The organism is Neorhizobium sp. T7_12, assembly GCF_002968535.1.
Taxonomy (GTDB): Bacteria; Pseudomonadota; Alphaproteobacteria; order Rhizobiales; family Rhizobiaceae; genus Neorhizobium; species Neorhizobium tomejilense.
In genome coordinates this window covers 139,236-158,300 of the sequence record NZ_PVBK01000010.1, presented here as the reverse complement: position 1 = coordinate 158,300, position 19,065 = coordinate 139,236, and the positions used below count along the sequence as shown (strand labels likewise).

At 61.6% G+C, this 19,065-nt stretch carries 17 protein-coding genes; 4 read left to right on the top strand and 13 right to left on the bottom strand.

Annotated features, from left to right (window positions below; translation table 11 throughout):
- Positions 1-60: 60 nt before the first annotated feature.
- The 8 genes from mgrA to C5J26_RS20905 all read right to left on the bottom strand — a co-directional run bounded on the left by mgrA (position 61) and on the right by C5J26_RS20905 (position 10,088).
- Entirely contained in the window at positions 61-1,104 is a 1,044-nt protein-coding gene (gene mgrA / locus C5J26_RS20940) for an L-glyceraldehyde 3-phosphate reductase (RefSeq protein WP_105403519.1), read from the bottom strand.
- 69 nt (positions 1,105-1,173) lie between these two features.
- Complete coding sequence (locus C5J26_RS20935; RefSeq protein WP_105403600.1) at positions 1,174-2,307, bottom strand: Gfo/Idh/MocA family protein; 1,134 nt, start codon at positions 2,305-2,307, stop codon at positions 1,174-1,176.
- Positions 2,308-2,330: 23 nt separating this feature from the next.
- Entirely contained in the window at positions 2,331-3,092 is a 762-nt protein-coding gene (locus C5J26_RS20930; protein ID WP_105403518.1) for a sugar phosphate isomerase/epimerase, read from the bottom strand.
- Positions 3,089-5,548, bottom strand: a complete 2,460-nt coding sequence (locus C5J26_RS20925) for a glycoside hydrolase family 2 protein (RefSeq protein ID WP_105403517.1) — start codon at positions 5,546-5,548, stop codon at positions 3,089-3,091. The genes C5J26_RS20930 and C5J26_RS20925 overlap by 4 nt, the downstream gene beginning before the upstream one ends.
- Positions 5,549-5,792: 244 nt before the next feature.
- Positions 5,793-6,905, bottom strand: coding sequence for an ABC transporter ATP-binding protein (locus C5J26_RS20920; protein WP_105403516.1), 1,113 nt, complete (start codon positions 6,903-6,905; stop codon positions 5,793-5,795).
- Between the two features lie 5 nt (positions 6,906-6,910).
- A complete protein-coding gene (locus C5J26_RS20915) occupies positions 6,911-7,840 on the bottom strand; it encodes a carbohydrate ABC transporter permease (protein ID WP_046636422.1) in 930 nt (309 codons plus the stop codon).
- A 10-nt stretch (positions 7,841-7,850) separates the two neighbouring features.
- Positions 7,851-8,753 (bottom strand): carbohydrate ABC transporter permease, encoded by a 903-nt coding sequence (locus tag C5J26_RS20910; RefSeq protein ID WP_007760323.1) that lies wholly within the window; start codon positions 8,751-8,753, stop codon positions 7,851-7,853.
- A gap of 99 nt (positions 8,754-8,852) precedes the next feature.
- Positions 8,853-10,088: an ABC transporter substrate-binding protein gene (locus tag C5J26_RS20905; protein ID WP_105403515.1), complete on the bottom strand. Its 1,236-nt coding sequence runs from the start codon at positions 10,086-10,088 to the stop codon at positions 8,853-8,855.
- Positions 10,089-10,505: 417 nt separating this feature from the next.
- On the opposite strand from C5J26_RS20905, the gene C5J26_RS20900 reads away from it, so the two are divergent.
- Positions 10,506-11,558, top strand: a complete 1,053-nt coding sequence (locus tag C5J26_RS20900) for a LacI family transcriptional regulator (RefSeq protein WP_105403514.1) — start codon at positions 10,506-10,508, stop codon at positions 11,556-11,558.
- A 66-nt stretch (positions 11,559-11,624) separates the two neighbouring features.
- On the opposite strand, the gene gndA is transcribed toward C5J26_RS20900, so the two are convergent.
- Positions 11,625-13,058: an NADP-dependent phosphogluconate dehydrogenase gene (gndA, locus tag C5J26_RS20895; RefSeq protein WP_105403513.1), complete on the bottom strand. Its 1,434-nt coding sequence runs from the start codon at positions 13,056-13,058 to the stop codon at positions 11,625-11,627.
- Positions 13,059-13,243: 185 nt separating this feature from the next.
- Here gndA and C5J26_RS20890 point away from each other — a divergent pair, with 185 nt between their 5' ends.
- From C5J26_RS20890 to C5J26_RS20880, 3 genes are all read left to right on the top strand, one after another.
- Positions 13,244-14,020, top strand: coding sequence for a helix-turn-helix domain-containing protein (locus C5J26_RS20890; RefSeq protein WP_105403512.1), 777 nt, complete (start codon positions 13,244-13,246; stop codon positions 14,018-14,020).
- Between the two features lie 67 nt (positions 14,021-14,087).
- Positions 14,088-14,495 (top strand): polyketide cyclase, encoded by a 408-nt coding sequence (locus C5J26_RS20885; protein ID WP_105403511.1) that lies wholly within the window; start codon positions 14,088-14,090, stop codon positions 14,493-14,495.
- A 9-nt stretch (positions 14,496-14,504) separates the two neighbouring features.
- Positions 14,505-14,861, top strand: a complete 357-nt coding sequence (locus tag C5J26_RS20880) for a VOC family protein (RefSeq protein ID WP_046666983.1) — start codon at positions 14,505-14,507, stop codon at positions 14,859-14,861.
- 3 nt (positions 14,862-14,864) lie between these two features.
- Here the strand turns inward: C5J26_RS20880 and C5J26_RS20875 are convergent, their stop codons facing one another.
- The 4 genes from C5J26_RS20875 to C5J26_RS20860 form a co-directional block, all read right to left on the bottom strand.
- Positions 14,865-15,578 (bottom strand): PAS domain-containing protein, encoded by a 714-nt coding sequence (locus C5J26_RS20875; protein ID WP_105403510.1) that lies wholly within the window; start codon positions 15,576-15,578, stop codon positions 14,865-14,867.
- Between the two features lie 171 nt (positions 15,579-15,749).
- A complete protein-coding gene (locus C5J26_RS20870; RefSeq protein ID WP_105403509.1) occupies positions 15,750-16,679 on the bottom strand; it encodes a lipid A biosynthesis lauroyl acyltransferase in 930 nt (309 codons plus the stop codon).
- Between the two features lie 11 nt (positions 16,680-16,690).
- Complete coding sequence (locus tag C5J26_RS20865; protein WP_007760295.1) at positions 16,691-17,719, bottom strand: zinc-binding dehydrogenase; 1,029 nt, start codon at positions 17,717-17,719, stop codon at positions 16,691-16,693.
- Between the two features lie 59 nt (positions 17,720-17,778).
- The gene (locus C5J26_RS20860) at positions 17,779-19,065 is read right to left on the bottom strand and encodes a beta-ketoacyl-ACP synthase (RefSeq protein ID WP_105403508.1); all 1,287 of its coding nucleotides are present in this window, start codon (positions 19,063-19,065) and stop codon (positions 17,779-17,781) included.

The window sequence follows — 19,065 nt, the reverse complement described above, 5'->3', positions numbered from 1 at the left end:
CCTGTCTTCCTCCCAATGACACATGAAATTCCCGGCGGCCGGGGCCGCCGGGCAGTGGGATCAGCGTTGCGGCCCTGCCCGCTCGGCCGACTTGGCCCAGAGGTTGATGTCGGCATCGTTGGCATAGGTATCGATCTCGGCAAGTTCGGCCGCCGTGAACTCCAGATTGTCGAGCGACCTGACGCAGTCCTCGACCTGTTCCGGGCGGCTGGCGCCGATCAGTGCCGTGGTCACGCGGCCGCCGCGCAGGACCCATGCGAGCGCCATCTGCGCCAGCGTCTGGCCACGCTTTTCCGCAATTGCGTTAAGCGCCTTGAGGTTGGCGATGTTCCGGTCGTTCAGGAAGGCCGGCCGCAGCGACTTGCCCTGCGCGGCACGGCTGTCTTCCGGAATGCCGCCGAGATATTTCGAGGTCAGCATGCCTTGCGCCAGTGGCGAAAAGACAATCGAGCCGATGCCGAGATCTTCCAGCGTATCGAGCAGGCCATCTTCCTCGACCCAGCGGTTGATCATCGAGTAGCTCGGTTGGTGGATGAGAACCGGCGTGCCGAGTTCCTTCAGGATCGCGGTTGCTTCCTGGGTGCGCTTCGAATTGTAGGACGAGATGCCGACGTAAAGCGCCCTGCCCGAGCGGACGATATGGTCGAGCGCGCCGCAGGTCTCCTCGAGCGGCGTGTCGGGGTCGAAGCGGTGCGAATAGAAGATGTCGACATAATCGAGGCCCATGCGCTTCAAGCTTTGGTCGCACGAAGAGATCAGGTATTTGCGGCTGCCCCATTCGCCATAAGGACCCGGCCACATGTTGTAGCCGGCCTTCGAGGAGATGATCAGCTCGTCGCGATAGCCCTTGAAATCCTCGCGGAGAATTTGACCGAAGGCGGTTTCGGCGCTGCCGGGCAGCGGGCCATAGTTGTTGGCGAGATCGAAATGGGTGATGCCGAGGTCGAAGGCCCGGCGGGCAATCGCGACCTTGCGTTCATGCGGTGTGTCGTCGCCGAAATTGTGCCAGAGGCCAAGCGAGATCGCCGGGAGCTTCAGTCCCGAACGGCCGCAGCGGTTGTACTTCATGGTTTCGTAGCGGTTGGACGCGGGTTGCCAGGTCATGATCGAAATCCTCCGAATGAAATGCGGCGCGCCGGTGTCTCAGGCGGTGCGCGCCGCATTCATAGCCGATCAGCGCAGAAGCGCCAGCGCCTCGTCGATGCCGAGCGCTGCCGGCTGGGTGCAGGTGGTCGAAAGGTCGATGAACCGCCCTTCCTCGCCGGACTTCAGGATCGAGGTCATGACGTCGACGCCGTGGAGCGTGCGCTCCAGCGAGCAGCGGGCATCGCGACCCTCGATCAGCGCTATCGCCATGTCCGCAAGACCGGCCGTGCGATAGTTGGCGCGCGGCCCCTGCGGATGTTCCTGGTTGTCGATGCCGAACGGGTGATCCCAGGGTTTCAGCGGCTGGATATCCTTGTTGCGGCCGCTCGCCTCGACAGTGCCGCCGAAGAAGTTCGGGTCTGGCACGAAGATCGACCCTTCGGTGCCGTAGAGCTCCATATTGGCGTGACGGTGCGACCAGACATCCCAACTTGCCGAGAGCGTGATCGTCGCGCCGTTGACGAATTCGAGCAGCGCGTGGATGTTGGTCGGCGTCTCGACCGGGATCACCTGGCCCTTCAGCGGCTCGCTGGTGACGAGACGCGTCGGGTTCGCCATCGACGTCAGTGCCGCGACCCGTTTCACCGGACCGAGGAAATTGATGAGGTTGGCGATGTAATAAGGCCCGAGATCGAGGATCGGTCCGCCGCCTTCGAGGAAGAAGAAGCCGGGATTGGGATGCCACATTTCCATGCCCGGGCTCATCACGTGGCAGGTGCCTGACGTGATGCGCCCGACACCGCCCTCGTCGATATATTTTCGCGCGAGCTGGTGCGCGCCGCCGAGGAAGGTGTCCGGCGCGCAACCCACCGACAAGCCCTTCTCCTTGGCAAGCGCCTGCAGCGCCTTGCCTTCCTCCAGCGTGATCACGAGGGGCTTTTCCGAGTAGACGTGCTTGCCGGCTTCGAGAATTGCTTTCGAGACCGCGAAATGCGCCGCCGGGATAGTCAGGTTGACGATCACGTCGAGCTCGTCATTGGCGAGCATCTGCTCGATCGACTGTGCCTTGACGCCGTATTCCTCGGCGCGCATTTGGGCTGCCTGCGCGTTGAGATCCGCGCAGGCGAGAACCTTCAGGCCTTTGAAGAGCGGCGACAGCTTGAAGTAGGTCGTGGAAATATTGCCGCATCCCATGATGCCGACGCCAAGTTCCTTGGGCATGGAAAACTCCGAAAATTCTGTGATCAATAGGTCTTGAAGGAAGCGATCGAGCGCGTCAGCAGCCGGTCGAGGTCCTTCGGGTTGTCGTGTTCGAGGACGTAATGTTTTGCGGACGTCTTCTTCAGCGCCGCCATCAGGTCCTTCCACGGAACGGTGCCGTGGCCGACGTCGGCCCAGCCGTCCTCGTCCGCGTTTTCGCCGGCCGGCGCGATGTCCTTGACGTGAACGGCGGTGATCCGCTTGGCGTAGCTCTCGATCCAGGCGAACGGATCGGCGCCGCCGCGGATGACCCAGGCGATATCCGCTTCCCAGGCGAGATCGGGACCGCCGGCAAGGATCTGTTCCTGCGGCGTCGAGCCATCCGGCAGGGTCTTGAACTCGAAGTCGTGGTTATGCCAGCCGAACGTATAGCCGGCATCCCAATAACGTTTGCCGACGTTCTGCAGCCGCTGGCCGAAGGCGAACCATCCGGCGGCATCGGTCGGGCGCTGGTCGGCAAGCAGATGCGGGCAATAGATCGCCTCGACGCCGAGCGTCCTGGCGATCAGCAGCGCCTGTTCCGGCTCCTTTTCGAGAAGGTCGATGCCGAAATGACCGGTCGGCATGGTCAGGCCGTTGGCATCAAGATCACCTTTGAGCGCCTTCAGCGACAACTCGTCGAGATTGGCGTAAATTCCGCCATATCCTTCCACCTCGGTATAACCCGCCTGCGCAACCTTCTTCAGGACATCTGCGAGCGGCGGAAAGTTGCGGGCGCAATAAAGCTGAAAACCGAGTTTCGTCATAGTGATCCTCCCTTGATAATACCCTTGCCTGCTGCGTGGCAGGAATAGAGGTCGTAGATGCGGAATTGCGGGATCGCGTCCGTCGGCGCGGCGGGCGTGAAGCGGATGCTGCGGCTTTCGCCGCTGGCAAGATCGAAAGCATTGTCGGAATAACGGCCGGTCGTGCCGCTCTCGATCAGCACGAAAAGCGCGAGGCCCTCGGCCTTGAGGACGAGGTCAAAAGCTCCGTCACCGGATGGAGACACCGTAAGCTCAAGCCTTGCCGGTTCGAGCTCCAGGGCCTTGTAGCTGCCCGGCACATGATGCCCCTCGCCGGCCATGCCATTCGATGCGGAAAAGCTCCAGGCAAGGATCGACCCGTCGGGAATATCCGCGCTCGGCAAGGTGAGCACGGTGACGGCCGCATCGGGTGTGCAGACGGCTTCGATGCTCCGAAGCGAGTTGCGCTCGCCTTGGAGCGTCAGGAACGACAGATTGAGGGTCACCGTCACGTCGACGGCTGTGTCATTGACGAGCGAGAAACGGATCTCCTGGCCGTCGTCCGACGGGATCGCCGCAACCGTGACCGGCTGGAAGAAGCGTTTCGCCATGTAGTGCAGCACTTTCCAGCTGCCGCCATAGTCGAGGCTCGACCAGGAGGCGACTGGCCAGGTGTCGTTGAGCTGCCAGTAAAGCGCACCCATCGTATGCGGCTTCAGCGACCGCCAGAAATCGACGGCCGTCTTGATCGCCAATCCCTGCTGCACCTGGCTCAGATAGACAAAATTGGCAAAGTCCGTCGGAAAGCGGAAGTTGCGGAACATCGTGCCAGCAATGCGCTCGTTGCCGCCGGCATTCTTCTGGTGATGCTCCATGACCGGCGAGGCGATGTTCATGTCCTTCAGCGCGGCATAGGTCTCGATGACCGGCAGCGACGTATAGGACTGGAAGCCGAATTCCGAGCAGAAGCGCGGGCGAACGGAGCGGTAGTCGGCGAACGGTTTGTTCTCGTGCCAGACGGACCAGTAATGCATGTCGCCCGATCCGTCCGCATGCCAGGCGTCGCCGTAATCGAGATAGCCGGATGCGGGGCTGGACGGCCACCAGATGGCGTCGGGCGCGGCCTTTTCGAGCGCCTGCTCGATGACGCGATTCAAGCGGTCGTAGGAGACGAGGTAGCGATCGCGGTTTGCCCGGGATTCCGGAAACCATGTCAGCGCGCCGACCAGCTCGTTATCGCCGCACCAGAGCACGATGGAGGGATGCGAGATCAGCCTGCGGGCCTGGTACTCGACTTCCGCCGCGACGTTTTCGAGGAAATCCGAGGTTGAGGGATAGAGGTTGCAGGCGAACTGAAAATCCTGCCAGACCATCAGGCCGAGTTCGTCGCAGAGGTCGTAGAACCAGTCCGGCTCATAAAAACCGCCGCCCCAGACCCGGATCATGTTCATGTTGGCATCGACGGCGGAGCGCAGCAGGTCCTCTGTTTTCTCCCGGCTCGAGAGAGAAAACAGCGCGTCGGCGGGAATCCAGTTCGCGCCGCGGCAGAAGATCTCGCGGCCGTTGATGCGGAAGGCGAAACGGCTGCCCGCTTCGTCCGGATCGGTCAGCAGTTCGGCCGTCCTGATGCCGATCCGGCGGGCGATGGCTTCGGTGGGGGTGCCGACTGTCAATTCGTAGAGCGCCTGCTCGCCACTGCCGGACGGCCACCAGAATTCCGGCTCTTCGATATGAAAAACGTGCGTTACTGCGATTTCGCCGGCGCGCACGCCGCAATCGAGCCGAACCCGTTCTTCGCCGAGCGAAAGGAAGACCGGCAGGACACCCTGCCCTTCGGCGTAAAGCGTCACCGTCACGATGAGATCGACCGCGCCCGCCTCATGTCTCTGGCTGGTGACGATGTGTTCGATACGGGCGGTTTCGAGCCGCTTCAGCGCGATTTCGCCGTAGAGGCCGAGCGGTGCCAGCGCGACATTCCAGTCCCAGCCGAAATGGCATTGCGGTTTGCGCAGCATATTGCCGTTCGGGATCGGCGAATTGGCCGTGGAATAGGGAATGTAGAAGGGCTGCCGCGCCTGCCGCTCTGCCCCTTCCGCGATGCTGGAATGGAAAAGGATGCGGATCGTGTTCTCGCCGGCCTTCAGCGCCTTCGACACGTCCGGCCGGTAACGGCGGAAACAGTTGTCTGCCTGAAGCACCGGGACATCGTTGACGAAGACGGTCGCGATCGTATCGAGATAGGTGATGTCGAGATACCAGGAGCCCGTGGGGTCATCGAGCGCGAAGCGCCTCTCGATCGTCCAGTCTGCATTTGCGACCCATTGCACGTCGTTCTCGTTGCGCCCGAAATACGGGTCGGGAATGATGCCGGTGGTCTTTAGCGCAGTGTGAACATCGCCCGGGATCGGCATCTGCGTGCGATGCGTTCCGTCGGCAGATGCGAGCTGCCAAGGGCCAGATAGGTCGATATCCACTATGATGCCCGCCCAAAAAATTCATGGCGTGCCGTGCCAGCCCCCCTCTGTCCTGCCGGACATCTCCCCCACAGGTGGGGAGATTGGCTAGGGGCCTGCTCATCAGTCCCACTATAAGCGCCGGGGATGGCGAGACGTTGCAGCGAGTCGATCTCCCCCCTTGTGGGGGAGATGGCCGGCAGGCCAGAGGGGGGTGCCTCCTGGCTCAAAGCGAATAGGCCCAACTGCAACTGGCTGCACGCAAACATCAGATCCGCTCTTCCGTTCCAGCGTCGAACAGCGAAGCCATGGTCATGTCGAAGGCGAGGCGCACCTTGGCGCCGACGGCATAACGCCGAGCGCCGCCGATGCGAACCGACATCACGTGGCCTGCATGTTTCAGCCAAAGCAGGTTATCGGCGCCCATGGGCTCCTCGATATCGACCACCGCCTCATGCACTTCGCCGCCGGCGATATCGCCGTCCACCTTGATGTGCTCCGGACGGACGCCGAGAATGACCTTGCGCCCGCCCTTCAGCGGCTCGTAAGCATCATAACCGTCGAGCGAGAAGCTGACGCCATTGGTCTTGAAGACGGTATGGCCGCCCTCACCCACGAGTTCGCCGGTCAGGAAATTCATGGATGGCGAACCGATGAAGCCCGCGACGAAGCGGTTTTTCGGCCGATTGTAGATCGTCACCGGATCGTCGAGCTGCTGGATGACGCCGCTCTTCATGATGGCGATGCGGTCGGCCAGCGTCAGCGCCTCGATCTGGTCGTGGGTGACGTAGATCATCGTGTTCTTGAGCGCCTGATGAAGGCGCTTGATCTCGACGCGCAGTTCGGAGCGCAGTTTTGCGTCGAGGTTCGACAAGGGCTCATCGAACAGGAAGACGTCGACATCGCGCACCAGCGCCCGGCCGATCGCGACGCGCTGGCGCTGGCCGCCGGAGAGCTCCGAGGGCTTGCGCTTCAAGAGCGGTTCGATCTGCAGGATGCCTGATGCGCGTGCCACGCGGCGATCGATCTCGTCCTTCGGAACCTTTGCGACGCGAAGGCCGAACGAGAGGTTCTTCTCGACCGTCATCTGCGGATAGAGCGCGTAGGATTGGAACACCATGCCGATGCCGCGGTCCTTGGGCTCTTCCCAGGTGACGTTCTTGTCCTTGATGAAGATCTGGCCTTCGGTCGGCTCGAGAAGTCCGGCAATGCAGTTCAGCAGAGTGGACTTGCCGCAGCCGGACGAGCCGAGAAGGACCAGGAACTCGCCATCATGGATGTCGAGGTTGAGATTTTCGAGCACCGTCACCGAGCCGAAGGACAGCGACAGTTCGCGGATGGAAACGCTGCTCTGAGTGCGCGCGGAAACATTGTTGAGCATCAGGCTTACCCTTTGACTGCGCCGGCCGCGATACCGCGGACGAAAAGCCGGCCGGAAACGAAATAGACGATCAGCGGAACCGCACCCGTCAACAGCGTCGCCGCCATGTTGACGTTGTATTCCTTCACGCCCTGGACGGAATTGACGATGTTGTTGAGCTGAACGGTCATCGGATAGGTATCCGGCCGGGTGAACACCACGCCGAACAGGAAGTCGTTCCAGATGCCGGTGGTCTGCAGGATCATCGAGACGACGAAGATCGGCAGCGACATGGGCAGCATGATCCGGAAATAGATCTGCCAGAACCCCGCCCCGTCGATGCGGGCCGCCTTGAACAGTTCCTCCGGCAGCGAGACGAAATAGTTGCGGAACAGCAGTGTCTGGATCGGCATGCCGAAAATCGAATGCACCAGGATGAGGCCGTAGAGCGAGCCGTAGAGGCCCATTTCGCGCAGTATGATAACGATCGGATAGATCATCACCTGATAGGGGATGAAGGCACCGACGATCAGGATCGTGAAGAAGATCTCCGACCCCTTGAACCGCCAATTGGCGAGCGCATAACCGTTCACCGAAGCGATTGCGATCGACACGATCACCGACGGCACGGTGATCCGGACCGAATTCCAGAAGCCGCGCGAAAGGCCGTCGCAGTTGAGGCCCGTGCAGGCCTCCGCCCAGGCCTTCACCCAGGGCTCGAAGGTGATCTCCATCGGCGGCGAAAAGATATTGCCGAGACGGATTTCCGGCATGCCCTTCAGCGAGGTGACGACCATCACATAGAGAGGAATAAGGTAATAAATTGCCGCAAGGCCGAGCGCGCCGTAGACGATGATATTGCGCGACGAGAGCACCTTGCGAGGGCGTTTTCCCTGCGGCCCGGTTTCCAGCCGGGAACCGGCCGGAGCGGAAATGCCGGGCCCTGAAACGGGCATCGTGAGCGATTTATCCACGCTTGCGTCCTCCGAATTCGAGATAGGCCCAGGGAACGATGATGATGGCGACGGCGAGCAGCATCATGGTGGATGCCGCAAAGCCCTGGCCGAGGTTCTGGGCGAAGAACATATAGTCGTAGACGTATTTGGCAGGCACATCGGAGGCGATGCCGGGGCCGCCGCTCGTCTGCGCCACGACAAGGTCGTAGATCCTGACGATGCCGCTGGCGATGATGACGAGCGTGGTGACGAAGACCGGCCGCATCATCGGGATGATGATGAAGAGATAGGTCTTCCACATCGGGATGCCGTCGACGCGCGCGGCCTTCCAGATGTCCTCGTCGATGCCGCGAAGGCCGGCGAGCATCAGGCACATGACGAGCCCCGTCCCCTGCCAGAGCGCGGCGATCAGGATGCCGTAGATGACGATGTCGGAATTGTAGAGTGGATCGAAGGTGAAGCTCGTCCAGCCGAGCGAGCGGACGACGGACTGCACGCCGAATTCGGGATTCAGGATCCATTGCCAGACAAGGCCGGTGACGATGAAGGACAGCGCGAACGGATAGAGGAAGATCGTCCGGAACGTGTTTTCGAAACGGATCTTCTGGTCCATCAGGGCCGCCAGCAGGAAACCGATCGTCAGGCTGAAAATCAGCGACAGGCATCCGTAGGTCGCCAGATTCTGGATCGAGACGATCCAGCGCGGCGTATCCCAGAGCCGCTCATACTGTTCCAGACCGACGAAGGACAGGCGCGGCAGGAGCTTGGAATTGGTGAAGGAATAAACGACGGTCCAGATCGTGCCGCCGAGGAAAATCACCACGGCTGTCAGCATCATCGGGATCGAGGCAATCTTCGAATTGAGATTGCGGAATAACTGGTTGGGTCGGCCGGGCTGAGTGTGCGCCGCCATGGTCAACTCCTCTGGATAGCAAAGGCTGCAGGAAGCAAGCCACCACCGGCCCCGCCCCTCTCGGACGCGGAGCCGGCTGTTGGGTCGCTGTCTGTCGGATCAACCGGCCTTGGAGAAAATAGCCACGAAGCGCTTCTGGGCTTCCTCGGCAGTGATCGACGTGTTGGCGAAGAACTGCGACATCAGGTCTTCCAGCTGCTTCTGCGTATCCTGCGTGATGAGCTGGTCGGTGCTGGTGACGACATTGCCCTTGGCAAGGATCTCAAGACCCTTCTTCATGCAGTCGTTGGCGGCCGCAAGATCGACGTCGCCACGCACCGGCAGCGAGCCCTTCTTGAGGTTGAAGGCAACCTGGGTCTTGGCGTCGAGAAGCGTCGAGGCGAGCGCTTCCTGTGCCTTCGTCTTCGCCGCATCCTTGAGGACCGGGAAGTAGAAGGCGTCGCCGGCCGTCGAGATCACCTCGTTCACGCCGAGGCCAGGCAGGCAGGTATAGTCGACGCCGGCCTTTTTGCCGGCCAGCTGGAATTCGCCCTGCGCCCAGTCACCCATGATCTGACCGCCGGCCTTGCCGGTGATCACCATGTTGGTCGCCTGGTTCCAGTCCTGGACGTTGGTGCCCTTCGACATCTTGCGGGCATCATCGGCTGCCTTGAAGACCTTGGCCATTTCCGGACCGGCCGCGACCTTTGCGTCCTTGTCGCCATAGACCTTCTGGTAGATGTCCTTGCCGCCGATCGCGACCGTCAGAACGGCGAACAAGCCGGTCGACTGCCAGGCCTGGCCGCCGACGGCGAGCGGCACGATGCCAGCCTTTTCAAGCGCCGGAGCCGCTGCGACGTATTCGTCCCAGTTCTTCGGAACCGCAACGCCCGCCTTCTTGAAGGCGTCGTTGGAAAGCCACAGCCACTGCCAGGAATGGATGTTGAGCGGCACGCAATAGATCTTGCCCTCGAAAGTGCAGGATTTCAGCAGCCCCGCAGGGCGGACGATCTTGTCCCAGCCTTCCTTCTTAGCGAGATCGGTGAAATCGCGCATCAGGCCTGCCTGGACCAGTTCCTCGGCCTGACGGCCATGGTTGAACTGGGTGGCCGACATCGGATCGCCGCCGGTGATACGGCTGATCATGATCGGACGGGCGGTGCCGCCGGAACCTGCAATCGCGCCGTCAACCCACTTGTTGCCGGTGGCGTTGAAAGCCTTGGCGAGTTCCGCGACTGCGGCAGCTTCGCCTCCGGATGTCCACCAATGGGTGACTTCGAGATCTGTGGCATGAGCCGCGCCTAACGGCAGCATCACGGTTGCGGCAAGAACAGCCGCCATAGAACGAATATTCATGAGTCTCCTCCCTCACTGAAACGTTGCCGTAAAAACGTAAGGCAATCACCGATATGACGCAACCGGTTTTGTCCGAAAAAATTCGCGAGTCGAGAAAATACAACCGTAAGAGGATGTGCGGGAAATTTGCTGGCTTGTTCATTCGCCTCTCAGGGAGGTTAAAAAGGCAGGATACAGGCGACTAACGGGCAATATCAGGAAGTCTGATTTTCGCATCTGCAAAAAGTCATTTCGCATCTGCGTTGTACAACTAACAGGAATGGGAGTTTCCCCCTCGGCAAAATTCCTCTCGACATTTTACCTGTATCGTTTCAGTTATTAATTTCGTATTGGAGGACAGGGAGGTGTCGCGACGTTTCCGGGCAAGCTTCGGCCCTTTATAGTGGCCACCTGACTCGGGGGCAGCGACGGCAAATCATGGATGATAGCGGAAGACCAAGGACGGGCGGAACGCAGACGGCGGTCCGTGAACGTCCTACCTTGAAAACGATCGCCTATATGACGGGCCTCGGCATCACCACCGTTTCGCGGGCGCTGAAGGATGCGCCGGATATCGGGGCCGACACCAAGGAGCGCGTTCGCCTCGTCGCCAACCAGCTCGGCTACCAGCCGAACCGCGCCGGCGTGCGTCTCAGAACCGGCAAGACCAATGTCATCGCCCTGGTGCTTAGCATCGACGAGGAACTGATGGGCTTCACCAGCCAGATGGTGCACGGCATTTCGGAAGTGCTGGGCGGCACGCAATATCACCTCGTGGTGACGCCGCATTCCTTCCAGAAGGACCCGATGGTGCCGGTACGCTATATCCTCGACACCGGCTCGGCGGACGGAGTGATCATCTCGCGGATTGAGCCCGATGACGCGCGAGTACGGCTGATGACGGAGCGGAACCTGCCCTTCGTCACCCACGGCCGCACCGACATGGGAATAATCCATCCCTACCACGACTATGACAACGAGGCTTATGCCTATAAGGCCGTTCAGAAACTGGTCGAAAAAGGCCGCCGGAGGATCGCGTTCCTGTCGCCGGGAAGCCGCTTCTCGTTCTACGTCCACAGCCGCGTGGGCTTCGAACGCGGGCTTGCCGATTTCGGTGCAACCGAAGTGCCTATGGGCCGGGTGACCAGCGAGACGCCACTTGAAGAAACCCGCGCCTATGCGGAACGCATGATGCGCGCTGCCGAGCCTCCGGACGGCATCATCTCGATCAGCGGATCGGCGACGATCGCGCTGGTGGCCGGGCTTGAGGCCGCCGGCAAGAAACTGGGCCACGACGTCGACATGGTATCGAAGCAGTCAGCCGATTTTCTCAACTGGATTCGGCCGGAGATCTATACGGTGAGCGAGGATATCCGCCAGGCCGGGCGGGAACTCGCCAAAGCCCTGATGGCGCGCATCGACGGCGTCGGGCCGGAACTGCTGCAGAGCGTCGCCAGTCCCGTCTGGTCGAAGATGGCGCCCAAGGACTAGGCACCAGGGACTGAAACGAAAACGCCCGCCGGATTGGCGGGCGTTTTGCGTTGTGTGGATCAATGATCAGGCAAATTCGCTAAGGCCGCTGCCCCACGGGCCGTGATGCTTGTCGACGCCGTCGAGGCGGTCGAAGCCATGGGCGCCGAAGAAGTCGCGCTGCGCCTGGATGAGGTTCGCGGTGCCGCGACCGCGACGATAGGCGTCGAAATAGGAGAGCGCCGAGGAGAGCGCCGGAACCGGCAGGCCGGAGAGCGCGGCGTAGGACACGACGCGACGCAGCGGAGCATCGGTGTCCTTGACCATCTGGGCGAAGGCCGGCGTGACGATCAGGTTCGCCACATGCGGATCCTTGGTGAAGGCCGACGTGATCTCGTCGAGGAAGGCCGAGCGGATGATGCAGCCAGCGCGCCAGATCTTGGCGATCGTCGGCATTGGCAGGTTCCAGTTATATTCGGCGGACGCTGCAGACATGACGGCAAAACCCTGCGCATAGGCGGCGATCTTGGCGGCGAGCAGCGCGCTTTCGAGGTCGGCGATGAAGGCAGCCTTATCCTTCGGCGCTTCCGCGACCTTCGGCAGGCCGAAGATCTTTTCGGCAACCAGGCGTTCCGTTCTCTGGGACGAGAGGACACGGCCGGCGACGGCAGCTTCGATGGCGGTCGCGGCAACGCCCATGTTCTGGGCTTCGATGACCGACCACTTGCCGGTGCCCTTCTGGCCGGCGGCATCGACGATGATGTCGACCATCGGCTTGCCGGAAATCGGATCGGCGGCGGTCAGGACCGTCTGGCTGATCTCGATCAGGTAGGAGTTGAGGCGACCCTCGTTCCACTTGCCGAATACGTCGCCGATTTCGGTCGCGCTCATACCGAGGCCGTCGCGCAGGATGCCGTAGATTTCGGCGATCATCTGCATGTCGGCATATTCGATGCCGTTATGGATGGTCTTGACGAAATGGCCGGCGCCGTTTTCGCCGAGCCAGGCGACGCAGGGCTCGTCGTTGAATTTTGCCGAGATCGAGGTCAGCACCTTCTCGACGCGCTTCCAGCTGTCCTCGGTGCCGCCGACCATGATCGACGGGCCGTGGCGCGCACCTTCTTCACCGCCGGAAACGCCCATGCCGATGAAGGTCAGGCCGCTGTCCTTCAGATTGTCGAAGCGACGCATCGTGTCGCGGAAATTCGCATTGCCGGCATCGATCATGATGTCGCCGGCCGAAAGGTAAGGCTTCAGAAGCTCCATCTGCTGATCGACCGGATCGCCGGCCTTGATCATGATGATGATCGGCCGCGGCGGACGGATGGCGGCGACGAATTCCTCGAGCGTCTCGCAGGGGACAAGCTGGCCCTGCAGTTCGCCGGCCTCGGCGTAGAACTTGCGGGTCGCTTCCGGAGATCGGTTGAAGACGGCGATCTTATTGCCTTTTTCGGCAATGTTGAGCGAGAGGTTAGAGCCCATGACGCCGAGCCCGATAAGGCCGATTTCTGCCTGTTCCACGGATGTGCCTCCATATTGAGATTCGAGGGTGTTGTCGCATTCATATAGGGAAACGGCAAGGCAATGGCGACGCTAAACGATTAAATTTCCATGACACTCCGTCCTCGTCGCGGCGACGCAGCGACCTGTCTTCCCCGAGGCGGGCGGCGTCTTGCGGCTGCCAAATTCGGATGCCACAAGGAGGTATGAATACGGCCAAAGATACGCGCAAAGATACGCCGATACTGGCAATGCGCGCCGGCACTTACCGAGAGCGACCGGCGCACGGGCCGCTTTCGAGGCTGTTTTGCCGTGTCTGGTCGCACCGCCTGCCGCAGGAATTCGAGGGCCAGATTGCCGTCGTGCCGGACGGCTGCTCCGACCTGATCTGGGCCGGCGGTCAACTGATGGTGATCGGCCCCGACCGCACAGCCGCCTTCCCTGCCCTCGCCCCCGGTGAAACCATCCTCGGCCTGCGCTTCAGGCCGGGTGCTGCCCTGCACTGGCTCGACGTGCCGCTCCGCGAGCTGGTCGGACGAGCCGTGCCGCTCCGCGAGCTCCGGGACGACGTCCGGACGATGGAAGACCGGCTTGCCGAAGCAAACTGCCCGATCGTAAGGCGGCGGCTGTTCGATGCTTGGGCTGCAGGAGAGGCATCACTGGCCGCCGAGCCCCAAAGCGCGATGGGAATGCTCTTCGATGAGCTACGAAGCGGTGTGCTGGATGGCTCCTTGGCGACGCAGGCGCTCGGCGAACGCACGTTGCGCCGCCGGAGCCACGATCACTTCGGATATGGCCCAAAAACGCTCGAGCGCATCTTACGCCTACAGCGTTTTCTCCACATGGTCCGCCAGCCCGCATCCGGAAATCTCGCCATTCTCGCCCTTGAAGCCGGTTATGCCGATCAGGCACACATGACGCGCGATGTGAAGGAGCTGACGACCTTTACGCCCTGGGAAATCCGCAGACAGCTTTGCGGCTGATTGTCCGTTTTGTTCAAGAACCGCTGTTTCTCATCGGCTAGACCGAGGGAAAATCGAGGATTCCACCATGACCACCCTCCCCGCCCGTATTATTCATATCGGCATCGAGAGACCTTGGCAGCACGTTTACGCCTTCGCAAGCCAGCCTGAAAACATGCCACTCTGGGCATCCGGCCTTGCTGCCGGGCTTACCCGGGACGGTGACGACTGGATCGGCGACGGCGGACCGGTCGGCCTGGTGCGCGTGCGGTTCTCGCCCGACAATCCATTCGGCATCCTCGACCACACGGTGACGATGGAAAACGGCCTCTTCGTCGAAAACCCGCTGCGCGTCGTGCCGAACGGCGACGGCGCGGAAGTCATGTTCACGCTGTTCCAGCGCCCGGACCTTGACGACTCGGCTTTCGAGGCAGATGCCGCCCATGTGCGGAAGGATCTCGGGGCGCTGAAAAATCTGCTGGAAGAAACTAAATAGGAGGACCCGATGGGAACCAAGGGAGCGGATCGCAAGATCGACTATATCGAATTCAATGTGAAGGACGTCGAAGCTGCCAAGGCCTTTTACGGCTCAGCCTTCGGCTGGACTTTCACGGACTACGGACCGGATTACTGCGAGTTCCAGGACGGAAGGCTGACGGGTGGATTTGCGAAATCGGCGGATGTAACAGCCAAGGGCGGCCCACTCGTCATTCTCTTCGCGGACGATCTGGAAGACGCCCTTCGGCGGACCGAAAAAGCCGGCGGCAGCATCGTCAAGCCGATCTTCTCATTTCCCGGCGGACGGCGTTTCCACTTTGCCGATCCGGAAGGCTACGAGTTGGCCATCTGGTCCGACAGGTAAAGGTCAGGCTGCAGGGCGCCGGCGTCGGTCGGCGGTTTCCTGCATCACCAGAAGCGCGCCGATCAGCTGTGACGATCCCGAAACGCAGGGAGACATGCGGCAACGAACGACGACCGTCTGGCCGTCGGTCTGATCGGCGTAAGTCAACGATATGCTCTCGCCCGCAAAGCAGCGATCGAGGTTCGGCTTGAAATCGTTCTTGAAACGGTGGAGGCCGACGAATTCAGCAAAATGCCGGCCGATCAGCGCATCGCGCGCCAGATCGAGACGGCGTGCGTTGGTCTCGTTGGAATAGAAGATCCGATAGCCCGGCGCGATCACCACGATACGGTCGGAAATGCGGTTCAGCAGTGCGTCGTCGAGAAAACCGTCTGCCGTCGCATCGGCGATCACCGCATGCTCGTGCGGTTCCGGCTCCGGACGGCGATTGGCCGACAGCCCGGTTTCGGGAACGACGTAGCGTTCCACCAGCATCTGCAGCAGATGACCGTTGCGACGGACGCAGCCGCGATCGTCGGCCTCTTCGTTCAGGAGATCGAGTGCGAAGCGGAATTGCGCCTGGATACTGGCAGGATCCTTGCTCTGGCTCGAAAACACCGCGAGCAGAAGCGGATCGAGTTCACGATCGAGCGAGGCGGTTGCATCATCGTCGTTGCGTTCGACGGCCTGCCGCAGATCGGCATATTTTGACCAGAACAGATCGATCAACGCTTCCAAAATGCCCTCCCCCTCGTGCCGGAGATTATCGCCGATTCTTCCCCAAGATCGGCGCCTCCCAATATTCAATGCGATTCAGATTAATTTATCCCTCAAAAGCAAACCCAATTTTTGGCCGATGACTTAAAACAGAAACCGCAGCAACGCGGCCCGAAAAGTCTCAAAATCTGCTTACAGATAGCGCTTTATATGCCACCGGTCGTGGTACCAGAGCCATTGTTCGGGATATTCGCGAACCCAGCTCTCCACCTTGTCGTTGAGCAGCTGCCCGGTCGCCTGGAGATCGAGTTTGCCGTTGGCGTCCCGCGGCAGTTCTACCTTCGGTTCGATTTCGAGCCGGAAACGATTGCCCGGCAGTCGGATGCAGCGAGCCGGATAAACTTCGGCATCGAACTGCCGAACCAGCTTTGCGAGCAATGGGCTCGTCTGGACGGGCTGGCCGAAAAAGCTGGTCTTGAGGCCCTTGCGGAACTTCTGATCCACCAGAACGCCGACACCGCCCCCCGTTTCGAGCTTGCGCGCCAGAGCAAAGGACGAGCCGGCATGCGAAGGCACGAGCTGGCCCATGCGGGCGCTGCGGAAGGCGAAGACCTTGTCGGCGATATAAGGATTGTTCGGCGGCCGGAAGAGAACCGTCACTTCGAGGCCGAACGCATTGCCGGCGACCGGCAGCAGTTCGAAGTTGCCCGTGTGGGCCGTGAAGACGATGAACGGCCGCGGATTGTCGCGCAGGTCGGCGAAGATCGGAATACCGGAGACTTCCACCCTGCCCGGCTTGTCCTGTTCCGGATCGAAATCAAACAGCCGGTCTAGGAAGACGTACTCGGCGGCGAGCCGGCCCATATGGCCCCAGCTCGCTATGGCGATCTCCTCAAGTTCCTCGTCGGTCTTTTCCGGATAGGCGTTGCGCAGGTTGACGAGCATCAGCTTGTGGCGGCCGAGCTTCGGCCCGATGCGACGCGCCATCCGGTCGGCGAACCGGATGCCCGGATCCGCGGGAAAGATCTTCAGGAAATTCAGGAGCCCGAACGCGCTCTGCGCCACCAGCCATTGCTGGAAGTGGATGAGCGCCAGAGCGATCCGGGTAAGGAACATCTTCACGGGGGGACGCCTCAGTCCATCCGGAGCACGATCTTGCCGAACACCTGGCGGGTTTCCATCCGCTCCAGCGCCTTGTCGATCTCGGCGAAGGTGACTTCCGTGTCGATCACCGGATGAACGATGCCCTGGGCCATTTTCTGCATGGCATTTGCCATGTTCTCCATGCGGCAGCCGAACGAGCCGAACAGCTTCAGCTGCTGCTGGAACAGCATCATCAGGTTCATGTCGGTCGAAACGCCTGACGTGGAGCCGCAGGTGACGAGCCGCCCGCCGCGCTTCATGCACAGCATCGAGCCGGCCCAGGTGTCCTTGCCGACATGTTCGAAGACGACGTCGACGCCCTTTTTCTTGGTGAGCTTGCGCACCACCCCTTCAAACCGGTCGGTGCGGTAGTTGATGACGTGATCGGCGCCGAGCGCCTTGGCCCGTTCGATCTTGTCGTCCGAACCGACCGTGGTGATCACCGTGCAGCCGATCTTCTTGGCGAGCTGGATGGCCGCGGTGCCGATGCCCGAGCCGCCGGCATGGACCAGAATGGTTTCACCCGGCTGCAGCTTGGCATTGTCGAACAGCATGTGCTCGACGGTCCCGAAGGTGACCGGTGCAAGCGCTGCGGCAACCGCATCGACGCCCGGAGGTGCAGGCACGAGCAGGCGGGCCGGCAGGTTGGCTTTTTCCTGCGCGAAACCGTCGAGGTGGAAGCCGTGCACGCCGGACACGTGTTCGCAGAGATTGTCGCGCTTCTCGCGGCAGGGCTTGCAGAGGCCGCAGGTGCGCGCGCCGTAGATCGACACGAGCTGGCCCGGCAGGACGTTCGAAACGCCTGGCCCGATCGCCTCGACGACGCCGGAGGCTTCCGCTCCGATCGTCAGCGGCATCTTACGCTTGGCGAACGCCATGCCGCGCCAGCCCCAGACGTCGATATGGTTGAGCGCGACGGCCTTGACCCGCAGCGTTACCTCGCCTGGGCCGGGGGCCTCGGGCTCGGGAATGTCCACCGCTTCGAGCTTCCGGTCATCGATCAGTTGCAGAGCGCGCATAATAGGTCTTCCTTCGCCCGGAGGCGTCCCAATTCGTCAAACGTGATTGGCGACGGTCTCTAAGCCGGTTCCAGCGCCATGACAAGGCTGGCGTTCTGTCCGCCGAAGCCGAATGAGTTGGAAAGGACCGCTGTCGGCTGTCCGTCCCGCTTTTTGTTCGGCACGACATCGAGCACGATCGTCGGATCGGGGTTGGTGTAGTTGATGGTCGGCGGCAGCGTACCGGTCAGCATCGTCTGGATCGAGAAGACGGCTTCGACGGCGCCGGCCGCAGTCAACGTATGGCCGATCATCGACTTGTTGGAGGAAACCGGGATTTCCTTCAGCCGATCGCCGAAGACGGCGAGCATCGCGCCATATTCCATCTTGTCGTTTTCAGGCGTCGAGGTGCCGTGCGCATTGATATAGCCGATGCTGCCCTCATCCATGCCGGCGTCTGCCAGCGCCGCGCGGATCGTCGCAATCGCCGGGCCGCCGTCCGGCGAGGAACGGGTGCGGTGGAAATGGTCGGCCTTTTCGCCGCAGCCCTTCATGATGCCGAGCACCTTGGCACCGCGGGCGATTGCCGATTCGAGCGATTCGAGCACCAGCGTCGCCGCGCCTTCGGCGATGACGAACCCGTCGCGGTCTTTGCTGAACGGCTTGGAAGCCTTTTCCGGCGGGTCGTTCTGGGTGGAGAGTGCGGAAAGGAGCGAGAAGCGGATCAGCGACTCGGCGCTGACCGAACCGTCGGTCGCAACCACCAGCGAACGGTCGGTACGGCCCTGGCGGATCGCTTCGACGCCGAGCTGGATGGCCGTCACGCCTGAGGCGCAGGCCGTCGAGAGGGTCACGGGCAATCCCCGGGTGCCGAACTTGTCGGCAAGGCGTTCGGAGATCGAGCCGAACTGCACGGCTTCGAGGAAGACCGGGTCCGGGCGTTCGCGCATGGCGGCGAGGAAACGGTCATAGGCGTCGCCTTCGACCTTCGACGGCGGAGCGCGGTCGGCAAGCGCGAAACGATCGCTCCATTCCGGCTCGACCGGCGGTGCTGCAAGAAAGAGCGGCCCGTCGAAATCGCCGGAAAGGCCAGATTGGGCGAGCGCCTCGGTGGTGGTCTCGCGCGCAAAGGCGAAGGAACGTTCCACGGAATTTTCGGCCGGAACGGCGATGAAATCCACCGTGCCGCTGATCCTGGTGGACAGACCCTCGGTCGGGAAACGGGTCACCTTGTGGATGCCGGAGGTGCCAGACGTCAGCGCCGCCCAGTTGTCGGCAAGACCCTGGCCGAGCGAGGTGATGACGCCCATGCCGGTGATCGCGATGATCGGCCGGCCGAGATGATCCTTGAAGCGGTTGTCGCTCAT

Coding starts and splice junctions, on each gene's coding strand:
- mgrA (WP_105403519.1), bottom strand. CDS start 1,104: ATGACCTGGCAACCCGCGTCCAACCGCTACGAAACCATGAAGTACAAC.
- C5J26_RS20935 (WP_105403600.1), bottom strand. CDS start 2,307: ATGCCCAAGGAACTTGGCGTCGGCATCATGGGATGCGGCAATATTTCC.
- C5J26_RS20930 (WP_105403518.1), bottom strand. CDS start 3,092: ATGACGAAACTCGGTTTTCAGCTTTATTGCGCCCGCAACTTTCCGCCG.
- C5J26_RS20920 (WP_105403516.1), bottom strand. CDS start 6,905: ATGCTCAACAATGTTTCCGCGCGCACTCAGAGCAGCGTTTCCATCCGC.
- C5J26_RS20915 (WP_046636422.1), bottom strand. CDS start 7,840: ATGCCCGTTTCAGGGCCCGGCATTTCCGCTCCGGCCGGTTCCCGGCTG.
- C5J26_RS20910 (WP_007760323.1), bottom strand. CDS start 8,753: ATGGCGGCGCACACTCAGCCCGGCCGACCCAACCAGTTATTCCGCAAT.
- C5J26_RS20905 (WP_105403515.1), bottom strand. CDS start 10,088: ATGAATATTCGTTCTATGGCGGCTGTTCTTGCCGCAACCGTGATGCTG.
- C5J26_RS20900 (WP_105403514.1), top strand. CDS start 10,506: ATGGATGATAGCGGAAGACCAAGGACGGGCGGAACGCAGACGGCGGTC.
- C5J26_RS20890 (WP_105403512.1), top strand. CDS start 13,244: ATGAATACGGCCAAAGATACGCGCAAAGATACGCCGATACTGGCAATG.
- C5J26_RS20885 (WP_105403511.1), top strand. CDS start 14,088: ATGACCACCCTCCCCGCCCGTATTATTCATATCGGCATCGAGAGACCT.
- C5J26_RS20880 (WP_046666983.1), top strand. CDS start 14,505: ATGGGAACCAAGGGAGCGGATCGCAAGATCGACTATATCGAATTCAAT.
- C5J26_RS20865 (WP_007760295.1), bottom strand. CDS start 17,719: ATGCGCGCTCTGCAACTGATCGATGACCGGAAGCTCGAAGCGGTGGAC.
- C5J26_RS20860 (WP_105403508.1), bottom strand. CDS start 19,065: ATGAGCGACAACCGCTTCAAGGATCATCTCGGCCGGCCGATCATCGCG.